Source organism: Clostridioides sp. ZZV14-6387, from assembly GCF_020657835.1.
Taxonomy (GTDB): domain Bacteria; phylum Bacillota; class Clostridia; order Peptostreptococcales; family Peptostreptococcaceae; genus Clostridioides; species Clostridioides difficile_A.
The window spans coordinates 1-11,754 of the sequence record NZ_JAGWCW010000052.1; the positions used below are offsets into that span (position 1 = coordinate 1).

General features: G+C 26.3%; 17 protein-coding genes. 11 read left to right on the forward strand and 6 right to left on the reverse strand.

Annotated elements, in window-relative coordinates:
• Nucleotides 1-621 (reverse strand): hypothetical protein (locus KGF38_RS19565; RefSeq protein WP_227832658.1); only part of this gene is annotated, 621 nt, incomplete at its 3' end.
• A 134-nt stretch (nt 622-755) separates the two neighbouring features.
• On the opposite strand from KGF38_RS19565, the gene KGF38_RS19570 reads away from it, so the two are divergent.
• From KGF38_RS19570 to KGF38_RS19580, 3 genes are all read left to right on the forward strand, one after another.
• Nucleotides 756-1,301, forward strand: a complete 546-nt coding sequence (locus KGF38_RS19570) for a sigma-70 family RNA polymerase sigma factor (protein WP_227832659.1) — start codon at nt 756-758, stop codon at nt 1,299-1,301.
• On the forward strand, nt 1,294-1,995 hold the full coding sequence (locus KGF38_RS19575; RefSeq protein ID WP_227832660.1) for a DUF4367 domain-containing protein: 702 nt from the start codon (nt 1,294-1,296) through the stop codon (nt 1,993-1,995). Before KGF38_RS19570 ends, KGF38_RS19575 begins: the two co-directional genes overlap by 8 nt.
• Nucleotides 1,996-2,063: 68 nt before the next feature.
• Nucleotides 2,064-2,501, forward strand: coding sequence for a hypothetical protein (locus KGF38_RS19580; protein ID WP_227832661.1), 438 nt, complete (start codon nt 2,064-2,066; stop codon nt 2,499-2,501).
• A gap of 191 nt (nt 2,502-2,692) precedes the next feature.
• Here the strand turns inward: KGF38_RS19580 and KGF38_RS19585 are convergent, their stop codons facing one another.
• Nucleotides 2,693-3,025, reverse strand: a complete 333-nt coding sequence (locus KGF38_RS19585; protein WP_227832662.1) for a BlaI/MecI/CopY family transcriptional regulator — start codon at nt 3,023-3,025, stop codon at nt 2,693-2,695.
• Between the two features lie 116 nt (nt 3,026-3,141).
• Between KGF38_RS19585 and KGF38_RS19590 the strand changes: the two genes are divergently transcribed.
• The 4 genes from KGF38_RS19590 to KGF38_RS19605 all read left to right on the forward strand — a co-directional run bounded on the left by KGF38_RS19590 (nt 3,142) and on the right by KGF38_RS19605 (nt 5,749).
• Complete coding sequence (locus KGF38_RS19590; protein ID WP_227832663.1) at nt 3,142-3,510, forward strand: helix-turn-helix domain-containing protein; 369 nt, start codon at nt 3,142-3,144, stop codon at nt 3,508-3,510.
• 486 nt (nt 3,511-3,996) lie between these two features.
• The gene (locus KGF38_RS19595; RefSeq protein WP_227832664.1) at nt 3,997-4,632 is read left to right on the forward strand and encodes a recombinase family protein; all 636 of its coding nucleotides are present in this window, start codon (nt 3,997-3,999) and stop codon (nt 4,630-4,632) included.
• A gap of 310 nt (nt 4,633-4,942) precedes the next feature.
• Nucleotides 4,943-5,188, forward strand: coding sequence for a hypothetical protein (locus KGF38_RS19600; RefSeq protein ID WP_227832665.1), 246 nt, complete (start codon nt 4,943-4,945; stop codon nt 5,186-5,188).
• A gap of 15 nt (nt 5,189-5,203) precedes the next feature.
• Nucleotides 5,204-5,749, forward strand: coding sequence for a tyrosine-type recombinase/integrase (locus KGF38_RS19605; protein WP_227832666.1), 546 nt, complete (start codon nt 5,204-5,206; stop codon nt 5,747-5,749).
• A gap of 1,254 nt (nt 5,750-7,003) precedes the next feature.
• On the opposite strand, the gene KGF38_RS19610 is transcribed toward KGF38_RS19605, so the two are convergent.
• Nucleotides 7,004-7,552, reverse strand: a complete 549-nt coding sequence (locus KGF38_RS19610) for a hypothetical protein (RefSeq protein WP_227832667.1) — start codon at nt 7,550-7,552, stop codon at nt 7,004-7,006.
• 76 nt (nt 7,553-7,628) lie between these two features.
• Nucleotides 7,629-7,850, reverse strand: a complete 222-nt coding sequence (locus tag KGF38_RS19615) for a helix-turn-helix domain-containing protein (protein ID WP_413926766.1) — start codon at nt 7,848-7,850, stop codon at nt 7,629-7,631.
• A 157-nt stretch (nt 7,851-8,007) separates the two neighbouring features.
• Between KGF38_RS19615 and KGF38_RS19620 the strand changes: the two genes are divergently transcribed.
• From KGF38_RS19620 to KGF38_RS19635, 4 genes are all read left to right on the forward strand, one after another.
• Nucleotides 8,008-8,190: a helix-turn-helix domain-containing protein gene (locus tag KGF38_RS19620; RefSeq protein ID WP_227832674.1), complete on the forward strand. Its 183-nt coding sequence runs from the start codon at nt 8,008-8,010 to the stop codon at nt 8,188-8,190.
• 412 nt (nt 8,191-8,602) lie between these two features.
• Nucleotides 8,603-9,814: a winged helix-turn-helix domain-containing protein gene (locus KGF38_RS19625; RefSeq protein WP_227832669.1), complete on the forward strand. Its 1,212-nt coding sequence runs from the start codon at nt 8,603-8,605 to the stop codon at nt 9,812-9,814.
• A gap of 168 nt (nt 9,815-9,982) precedes the next feature.
• Complete coding sequence (locus KGF38_RS19630) at nt 9,983-10,171, forward strand: hypothetical protein (RefSeq protein ID WP_227832670.1); 189 nt, start codon at nt 9,983-9,985, stop codon at nt 10,169-10,171.
• A complete protein-coding gene (locus KGF38_RS19635) occupies nt 10,172-10,918 on the forward strand; it encodes a hypothetical protein (protein WP_227832671.1) in 747 nt (248 codons plus the stop codon).
• A gap of 369 nt (nt 10,919-11,287) precedes the next feature.
• On the opposite strand, the gene KGF38_RS19640 is transcribed toward KGF38_RS19635, so the two are convergent.
• Nucleotides 11,288-11,548: a hypothetical protein gene (locus KGF38_RS19640; protein WP_227832672.1), complete on the reverse strand. Its 261-nt coding sequence runs from the start codon at nt 11,546-11,548 to the stop codon at nt 11,288-11,290.
• 21 nt (nt 11,549-11,569) lie between these two features.
• Nucleotides 11,570-11,754, reverse strand: a 185-nt coding sequence (locus tag KGF38_RS19645; RefSeq protein WP_227832673.1) for a hypothetical protein, incomplete at its 5' end; no start/stop codon positions are given.

Consider the following 11,754-nt stretch of genomic DNA (forward strand, 5'->3'; position numbering starts at 1 on the left):
AGTACCTCTTACTTCTTTGAAGTATGGTTTAAATGCTACATATCCTATTTTACCTGCAGGTACTTTGTGTGTAGTTGTGACACTTCTTGTTAAAGAACGACTCCATGTGAATCCTGAGTTTGCTCTTACAACTGCTTTTATTGCTTCTGTAGTTCCTCCAACAGAAAAGCTTTCAGATACAGTTGTTGAATTTCCTATTGAGATAGTTGCTCCTGATTTACCTCCTGATACATCTTGTGATATTTTGCGTGCAGAACCAGTAATTTTTTTAACACTTGATACTCCAAAAATAGACTTAGGAGATTTTGTGATAGTTTCTTCATTTAAATTAAATTTTTCTAATGCTTCATTAATATTTAATTTAATCAATTTTCCAGCTATAGTTTCATATACTTCGGAAACTTTTTCGTTAGTAATTTTATTTAATAATATTTCTTTTCCTGTTTCAGTATCAAACGATTTAATCCATTCTTCTTGTTGTTTAGATTCATTATTATATGTATATTCTGTCTCTAACCCTGTTGATTCCATTGCATATGATGTTGCTGTTACTGCTGGCATTGCTAGCATTGCCATTGTCATTGTCGTTGCTAACATTTTGTTTATTCTTTTTGATTTCATATAAAACACCATCCTTTATGTTTGTATTTATATATATAACAAATGAAGTTTTTATTTTTAGACATTTATATATAATTTTTTATAAATTGTATATAATTTTTTTAAGGATAATTTTTTTTAAGGGAGAATAATTTATGTTAATATATTTAGCTATCATAGATTCAGAAGAAGAAAGAATTAAATTTGAAGAAATATATATTAAATACAAGAAGTTAATGTTTTATGTAGCCAATCAAATTCTAAGAGATGATGCTCTATCAGAGGATGCTGTTCATAGTGCATTTTTAAAGATAATTGATAATCTTAATAAAGTAAGTGATGTGAATAGTCCAAAAACTAAAGGTTTTGTTGTTATTATAGTAAAAAGGATTTCAATAAATATATATAATAAAAGAAAAAAAGAGGAAATAAATGATATTAATGATGAGAGCTATAAATTTAACTCTTTAGATTTATCAATTGAAAATTTAGGTGAGTGTAGTTATTTAGGAGAAGCTTTAAAAAAACTATCAGAAACAGATTTACAGGTTATTCTTTTAAAATACAGTCATGGTTTTTCTATCAAAGAGATTTCTAAAATATTGAATATAAAAGAGGTTAATTTGTATAAGAAAAATAAAAGAGCATTAGAAAAACTAAAAAAAATTTTAAATGAAATGGAGGCATTTTCAAATGAATAAAGATAAATTAGATATAGAACAATTATTGTATGAACAGCTTCCAGAAATAGAAGAAAAAATTCTACATGAATTACCTTGTGATGAAGATATTGACTATGAATTTTCTATAGAGTTTGAAAGTAAAATGGATAAGCTTATAAAAGAAAATGAGAAAAGAGTAAAAAAGAACTCTTATAAAAATTTAAAAAGAATTGCTATAGTTTTTATAATAATTTTATCAAGTATAGTCACTATAACTACTATAAAAACAGAAGCTTTTCCAGAAAATTTAATGAGAATAATGAAGAAGGTATATAAAGAATTTACAGACTATAATTTTATAAACCCTCATAAATCAAATGTATCATTTAAATATATAGAACCTAAATATATTTCTACTGGATATGAAGAGGTTGAAAGAATTGAAGAAGAGAATTATCTATCAATATCATATAAAGACAAATCAGATAATTATATAATTTATCAAATGATGCTATATTCTAGGGATGTTATAGTGTTGGATACAGAGGATGCGCTTGTTGAGAATATAAAATTTAATAATAAGTATGCACAATATGTTGAAAAAGAAAATACTCAACAATTACTGTGGCATGATAAAAATAATATTTATATGTTGTCTAAAGAACTACCTACAAAAAAAATAACTAGAAAAGATAAAAAAGAGTTTATTAAAATCGCAGAAAATATTAAGTAAGTTTTTGTCTAAAATATTACTAGTTAGTTGTTATATTGAATAAATAATATTTTATAAGGAGGTATTTAATGAGAGTAAAAAACATAATCTCAATATTTGTATGTGTATTAGTAATGATAATGTCAGTAAAAGTTGTTAGTTTTGCTGATGAGTTTAATTCATCTGATATTATTTTTATGAAAGATGGTCAAGAAGAAATAAGTCCTTTTTCGGTTTACATATTAAATGGTAGGTGTAATTTATCATTTAATAATGGAAAAGCAAATGTAAATGCTTCTGTTGTTGGAAAATCTGGAGTAACTAAAACATCTATTATAACTAAATTGCAAGAATTAAAAGGTGGAAGTTGGGTAGATTTAAAAATATCTGCGAAGAAAACTGGAGGAAAAACTTGTTCTGCATTAAACTCATATTCTGTGACAAAGGGACATACTTATAGAGGTGTTGCAATAATTACTGCTGAAAATGAGTCAAAAACATTAATAAGTACATCTCAAAAATATTAATAAAAGAAGATTACACTTACAAAAGTTAAGAAACTCTTTAAAACATTATTGCAAGAGCGAATGGAAAATAGTTAAATCGATTGAAATTAAAAACCATCAACATAAGTATTTACATAAGTTTAAAAGATAATTAAGTGAGTAACATATAAAAAAAGTACACTTGTATAAGTTATATTATTTATATTGGTGTACTATTTTTTATGTTCAATATTGCAATCTTTCAAAGAGCCTAAAAGGCTTTCTAATGAATTTGAATGTATGTCATTTAAGAATCTTTTGGTTTCAGATACTTTATATTCTTTTTTTGTTACAAGTATCGTATAGTGTGTAATTCTACTTATCCGTTCAGATGCTAAAAAGCGTTTAACAACAAGCCTTGATAAAAGCGTTAGTGTTGTTGTTGGCTTCCAATTATATTTAATTTGCATTGCCTTTATGACTTCCTTAGAAGTGACTATATCGTTTTTACTCCAAACAAATCTCATTACTTTGAACTCAGCTTCTGGTATCTTTGTTATATCCATTATAATTCCTTTCTATGTACTATAACTATCATAATGAACTATTCTATTAGTTTATTATAATATACTTTTGGAAAGGTTACAATATGTGTGAATACTTGTAGGAAGGAAATACGCATATGGAGCTTGATTTTAAAGTTATAGGTCAAAGGATAAAAATTGCAAGAATAAAGAAAAAGCTAACACAAGAAGTTTTATCAGAGAAAATTAATGTTAGCCCACAACATGTCAGCAATATTGAAACAGGAAATTCGAGTGTAAGTTTAGCTACACTTGTTTCCATTGCAAATACTCTTGAAGTGTCAGTTGATGAATTATTATGTGATACAATCTTAAGTTCTAAAGCTATTTTTGAGAATGAGTTAGAAGAAGTTTTGAAAGATTGTAATGACTATGAAATAAGATTTATAACTGATATTGTGAAAGCTTCTAAAAAATCTATGAGAGATATAAAACTGTTTCAATCAAATGTAAATAATAGATATTAAGATAAATATAAGCTTTAATAGTTTGATTACTATTGAAGCTTTTTTATGTCCAAATAAATTTTTACTAGTTTAGATAAAATATTTAATTAATAGTGCAAATAAAAGTTATAAAAAGAAACCTCTAAATCTACCATATGGAAATGGCAGGATAAGGAGGTGTTTTTTTATAAAAAGAACTAAAGCTAAAAAAATAGCTAAAGCGAAGAAAAAAGCTAAAATTAAAAGAATAGCTAGAACAACAATTAAAATAATAAAGATAGTTTGGATATGTATAAAAATATACTTATTGTTTAAAAAATAGGTTGTATGTTCGTGTTCGGAAAAACCAACGTTTGACCGTACGAACAACATTTGTATTATTTTTACATAGAATCATTGAAAATCAACAATAAAATATGTTCGGTATTACAAAAATGAAAAATATAGTTTGACCGAACGAAAAATATATTGTATAATTATTATAACAAGATGAACGGGGGTAAGGTTATGATAATAGGGTATGAAAGGGTAAGCACAAGAAAACAAGACAATAGCAGACAAGAGAGAGTTTTGGAAAGCGAAGGGATTAAGTTCGATAAAATATATAAAGATGTAATAACAGGAGCAACAAAGGAAAGAGAAGCATTAAGCAAAATGTTAGTAGAAGTAAGTGAGGGAGATATTGTTTACTGTGAGTCTATAAGCAGACTAGGAAGGAATTTAAAGGATTTAATTGATATTATAGATGTATTAGTTCAAAAAGGTGTAAGAGTGAAAATATTAAAAGAAGGTATAGACACAGGGAACAGTACCTATAAGCTATTATTAGGTATCTTTGGGGCAGTCGCAGAAATGGAGAGAGAAACAATACAAGAGAGAACTCAGCAGAAAATAGACCAACTAAAAGAGGATAAAAAAAATACTGGCGAGATAAATACAAAGAGTGGAAAATGGTTTGGTAGACAAAAAGTAACTAAGGAGCTTTTAGAAACTAACAAAGAGTTTATAAAATATTATAATAAAATCATTGATGGAAGTTTAAAGAAGAATGAAGTGGCAAAGATATTAAATATTGGTAGAACTACACTTTATGAGTGGATAAAGATATTCGAGGGTGGAGAAATAAAAAGGAGTGTTAGGTAGTTACTTTGATATATTATTAATTAAATGTCTAAAGATTTATATACACAAAAAAAATACAAAATATTTACACAATTCCTACATAATGTGTATAGACTTTATATTAATAAATAGATATAATTGTATTATAGAAAAGTGTATGTATTAATAATTTAATATCTTTTGAGAGCCAAAGCCTATTTTTAGGTTTTTGTTGATAAAAACACAAAGTCTAATTTTATTAGGCTTTTTTTATTACCTAAATTAAGGTTAAGTGGGTAAATCAAGGTTAAGGAAAGTAAATTAAAAAAATAAAAATATGAAAGGGGACATTATGAAAGGGACTAGAAGAAATTATAGAAAAATACCAAAATTAGATTTAAGAAAAGTAAAGTTAGCAGATGTATTTGAAAAGAATAAATCGGGAGTTTTTAGAGTTGATGAAGCTGATGAACAACTTTTATATGATTGTTTAGATGAAACTAAAAATATAGAAGAAAATCATATTACTTGGCAAATACAATTCAAAGGGAAAAGTGTATATTGTGTTTTTTATGAACACCCATTTTGGGATTTATAAATAGGAGTGATTTAAATGAGAGTAGAGCCTATTGAAAATAAAAAAGATATAGAGAAGCTTAAAAGATATTTTAGAAACAAAGGTAAAACAAGAGATTTAACCCTAATAACTTTAGGGTTAAATACTGGCTTTAGAATAGAGGATATTTTAAAACTAAGAGTCAAAGACGTATACAAGAAAAGAGAAATAAATATAAAAGAAAGTAAGACAGGGAAAAGAATAAGAAAGCCTATAAATGATAGCTTGAAAGAAATATTAGATATATATTGCAAAGATAAACCAACTAATGAATACTTATTTAAAAGTCAAAAGGGAGAGAATGAAGCAATAAGCACTACACAAGCATATAGAATTATTAAAAAAGCTTCAAAAGCTTGTAGGATAAAATTAAATATAGGTACTCATAGTATGAGGAAAACACATGGTTTACATATATTTAAGGATAAAGGAATTGAAGTCGCACAAAGAGCTTTAAACCATGCTAATCAGATAGATACATTAACTTATATTGGGGTAGTACAAAAACAAGCTGATAATGCCATCATGAAACTTAATTTATAGTTAAAAATGTACGATTTTCTTTGCTATTTTTACATTTTATAATTAATGAATAATCAAATAAGCTTATGTATAAGTAATTGCAATAGATAAGGACAACTAAAATAAATGTAATAGTTTATAGTAATCGTACATTTTTTTATATACTTGTATGTATTCCTATTACATGGATTGAGTTTGTTTTTATCATGTTTAGAAAAAATAGCTATTATTAATTGATTATCAAATGATAGTGAAGGAATATTGAAGCTTAATATTATAATATTTCAAAACTACTAAACTAAATAAAAAATCAAACTCAAATACATTGCTTGACTATAGTGAAATCAACATATACAAGGGTGTTGTATAACGAAACTACTTTATTAAATAAAGTTATGGTGCAATAAGATATAAGGGATATTTCATATTAAGTAAAAAAAGATAAAAAACAACTCGAAAAAACCTTTTGATTCAAGTGAAATCAATGTATATAGCTATTTATTTTACTGTATTTTTGAAATAAAGTTACAACCTATATATTTTGTCTTATTAAAACTCACTTAATTTAGATTGAAACAACTCAATTAAGTGTTTTAAATAAAGCTATATCAATACATAGAGGGCTATTTGATTCGCCACAAAAAAGTGCAATAATTAGCCCCACCTTGATAAAAATAACCCTTTTAAATTAAAAAATGTGAACCGAGGTAGGTATATGGCTTCGGAGATAGGCATTGTTTTGTGTAAGGTGTGGGGGTGGGGTGTTGCAACTTAAAATCATGGTTGCAGATGCAAAAATACATTAATAAAGCTATGTAAAATATTACTACTAAAGATAGTCGGAGTTGTTTAAAATGCTATATTTAGATAATAAAGGATATAAATATTTACAACGGGTTAAATGTTGGGAAATAAAGAGTTTGCATATGCAACTGCACCCCTAAAAAGTATATAAGTTGCAATGTATATATAGCACTTAGAGCACCCTTAAAAAGGAATAATTTGAATATTAATATAAAAACTAAAAAAGTAAGTAATTACAATGTATTGAGGAATAGATTATATATAAAAACTTAAAGCAAATAGAAATATAATAATCAAACTAATGCTATGTTTTGATGAGTATATGCTCAATAGAAATATATATAATACGCCCCCCATCACATTTAATAAGTAAATAAAGATAGAGGACTGGAAGTAGTACATAATTTTCACAGGAAGCTAAAAAATGAGATTTTCATGGAAAAGTTTTTAGAATGTCAGAAAGTAGGTAAACTATTTATATTTATCCATAAAATCTTTAAGAGCTTGACTAATAATATCTTGTACCCTGTACTTCTTATTAGCTTCACAGAAGGCTACAAACTCCTTTTGTATATCCTCATAAACCTTATAGCTTCTAGTGACTATATTGCCTTCAAAATCATCTATATTTAGTTTATCAGCCCCAACTACTTTATTACTACTTTGTGATTCGTACCAACTATATACTTCATTTAGCTTAGTATTCATCTCATTAAAATTATATAAAATGTCCTTTAAGTTATTAATATTATTAGTATCAGCCTCAACTACTTTGTTACTACTTTTTTGCATAACTACTTTTGAACTACTTTCTAATTCAACAACTTCAACAATAGATATGTATAGCTTCTTAGCTTGATTAAATTCATAACCATGTTGTTTAAATCTATTTCTTATAGTTGTACGACCAATACCAATATCTTTACATGTATTAGTTAGTGTATCGCCCTCTAGGAGCTTATTATTAATATATTGTATTTGCTCCTTGATAGGTAAATTATCAAATGTATATCTATCCATGTTTAAACCTCCAAAATAAAATAACTACCAAAGTAGTATTCTAGTAGTTATATATAAATCCTTTAGAATTATATTTTTATTCTTGCTCCCAACCTAACAACTCATTAGGAGAACATTTAAGAGCCATACAAATTTTTTCTAAAGAATCAAATTTAATAGATGTGGTTTGGTTTGAAGCTAATCGACCAATGTTTTGAGGTGTCATTCCTGTTTGCTTTGATAACCAGTATTTACTTTTACCCCTAGACATTAATAATTCATTTAATTGTATATACATATTAACCCCCCTTATAATCATTGTTATATAAATACATATTACACAAGATATGTACTGCACGCAATTTAACTATTGACAACCATTATTGTGTATAGTTAATATAATAAGTATAGGTGTAAAATATTGGGAGTGATTAAAAATAGAAAATATATTAAAAATATCTTGTACAAATAAAAAAATAACTCAAAATCAACTTAGTAAAATGACTAATATAAGTCAAAGTTATATATCAAAATTAGAGAGAGAATGTTTTTATCATAGTCCAACAGTAACACTGATACTTGAATTAACAAAAGCACTTGAAGTTGATGCATTAGAGTTAACAAGATATTTTATTGAAAAAGAGATATTAAAAACTTAACTGGGAATATACAAAATAAACAATTATAGGGTGCAAAAGTTTGAAATACAAATGTAAGGAAGTGTTAAAAATGATATTAAAAGATGACTTGTTAAGAATTGTATTTGAAACAGACAAGATATAAATTAAAACCACCAGAAAAATAATTCTAAACAATGAATTATAATTTTATTAATGATATAATACTAATTAACAAAAAATAGAAAAAGAATGAGTATTTGTTTGACCGCAACCACTCATTCTTTCAACAATAAAACAATAGAGTCAATTAAAACTACTAAAGTTTAATTAACATGTAAACACATAGGATAAATATATCCTTTTAATATATTAATTATACGAGATTTACAAAAGAATGTAAATACATAGCTTGTTAAAATTTAATTGACTCCTAAAAGATAAGGGGGATAATATGAATTGTTCTAATGCAAAGGATATATTATTGGATGATATAAATAATTTAGAAGTAATACATAGTAAGTCAAAAGGATACATAACATTAGCAAGTAAAAAAGAGCAAAAGTTTACACAATGGCACTATAAAATAAATGAGTTAGAAAATAAATATCATGAGCTTATAGACAATAAAGTAAATGTTTATATAAGTCATAATACTTTTTATAAACCACAGAGAAGGATTGAAAATATAAAAGAATTAAATGCAATATTTATAGATATAGATTGTTACAATACAAATTATACGAAAGAAGCGGTCAGATTCTTTATAGAAAAGGATTTAAATGGGATAATACCAAACCCAACTATGTTAATTGACAGTGGCAGAGGGTTATATTATGTATTAAAGCTTGAATCAGTACCAAGCAAAGCCTTACCACTTTGGTATGCGATACAAAGATACATATATAATCAATTAAAAGAATTTGGAGCAGATGCGAAAGCCTTAGACCCTACACGTGTGTTACGAGCCACAGGAACAATTAATTCCAAGACACAAACAGAAGTTAAAATAATTGATTATGATGGATATACCTATACTTTGAAAGAGATACAAGAAAATTATTTACCAGAGCTAAAGGAAAAGAAACAGAAAAGTAAAGGAAGACCAAAAAAGGTTATTAGTTTATTTAATGAATATAGCTTATATCATGCAAGACTTAATGACTTGATAAAAATATGTGAACTTAGAAGTTATGATATGGAAGGGTGCAGAGAGGTAACCTTGTTTTTATATAGATATTTTACTTGTTGTTTTATGGAGGATGAAGTACAAGCATTAGAATGTACCCTAGAGTTGAATAAACAGTTTGTAAAACCACTGATGGAGTATGAGGTAGTAAAACATACAAAGAGTGCAGAAACGGCTTACAATGGCAAAAAATATAAATTTAAGAATAGCACACTGATAGATTTATTGGGAATAACAGAAGAAGAACAAAAATATCTTAAATCAATAATAGGTAAAAATGAAAAATACATAAGAAATAATCTAAGAAGACAAGAAAATAGAAGAAATGAACATGGTTTAACAAATAGAGAGCAAGAAAAGCAAGATAGAATATATAAGATACTAGAACTAAAAAATAAAGGGCTGAATCAAAGTGAAATAGCAAGAAATATTGGAATAAGTAGACAAGCAGTAAGTAAAATTTTAAAGTCTTTATAGTTTGTCAACTGAAATGGCTCTTTGTATTAAGGGGGACGTAGTCCTGTTTCCTTTTAGGTGTAGGAAGGGATGTTTTTTAGAGATTTGGATACTTACTCTATCCAGGTAGAACTTGAGGTATAATTATAATAGTTTTAAAATTATTTATAAATGGAGGAATGTATTTTTATGGAATTTTACAATCTTAAATTATTGAAAATGAATTTGCAATCAAAAAAAGAAGGAGGACAAGTTTTAACAGAGGAAGAAGAGGGAATTTTAGGTGAGTTAATACAACTGTTTGGTGGCACAATGAATATTAATGAAAGTTTAGCTAGAGCAGGCAAAGAATGTCCAACATGTGGAAATGCATTGTAAATGTCTAAAGGATGTTTTATCGTTTATATAAATCCTGAAAATGAATGGGATATAAAATGCGGATTACTTGAAGATGTTGAAGAAGATACTGTACCTGAAGAACAAGTAACACTGTTTCACAGTGTTGAAGAAGCAAGTTCCTATATTTCAACACTTAAAAATACAAAATCAGAAATAAAGAAAAAGTATTTAAATGAACTTTTGTCTCTTGCTCAAGTAGGTTTAGTTGGAAAAAATCCAGCACCAAAACTTTCTTTAAAAACACTTGAGAAATTAAAAGATAAAATTTGCATTCAAGAAGGAAATAGGATAAAAAATACATATATGTGTGATTTAGGGAAATACGCAATTATTATTGCATTAATTCTTTTAATTATTAAATATATTGTGTTTAAAATTAATTTTTCTTATTTAGATAAATATATATATGTATCTATTGGTTCAGTAATAGGTACTTGGATTTCTTTTGGTGCTAGAAAATTAAATCTATCTTTTGAAGAGTTAAGCTTAATTGAAGAAGATGGACTTAATCCATGGATGAGATTGATATATATATGTGCTTGCTCTAATATTGTATTATTATTTTTGAGTAGTGAGTTAATAGAAATATCATTGGGAAAATTTAATCTAAACACTGTTAATAAATCAATTGAATTGCAATTTTTATTAGGTGCAATATGTGGTCTTATAGAATATAAAATTGGGACAGGTATATTTAACAAAGCAAATGACATATTAAAGTTCTAAAAGAATCTATTAGATAAAGACCTTTAATAGTTTTTAAAGCTAAAATTAATCAAAAATCATCAGGGGTTTCTAAACTTAAAAGAGAACTATTGAAACTCAAAGAAAAATGATTAAGTAATAGAAGCATAGTAAAACAATTAAATATAAGGGAATCTAAGGTAAGAACAACACTAAAAAAAATAGGTGCGTTAAAAAACGGCTCTTTGTATTAAGGGGAGTATAGTCCTGTTTTTTATTTAAGGGTTTTAAAGTCTTGGCTCTGAGAGCAAGAATATAGAGTTAGTAAAGGACTGGATAAAAGTAAAATAGCAGGTTTTAGGCTTAATAAGAGGACTTATAATTTATAAGTCCTTTTATTATATTTAATATTTATTTTTTATTTGTAATTAATTTGATTATCTCAGGTTTAGTTAAATTATAAATTCCTCTGGAAAATAACACACCACCTATTATTAAAAACATATAAGAATAGTTTTTAAATATTTGATTTTCAATTGCTTCTCCAAATCCTTTATCAGATAGATATACTGTTTTTAGTGATAATGCTAAGTCAACATTAAAAAATAATATTATAAAACCTATTATTATTAATATTAAACTAATTACTAAATACGTATTTTTATTTTCCATTTTAATCAACTCTTTCTATTATTATTTATATGCAAGATATTCTAATCCATCACAAACATTTCCTGCTTTAATAGGGCTTTGTGCTACTATTTTTTGAGTTATAGGAGTTCCTGCCACTACTCCATTTACAGTACCTCTTACTTCTTTGAAGTATGGTTTAAATGCTACATATCCTATTTTACCTGCAGGTACTTTGTGTGTAGTTG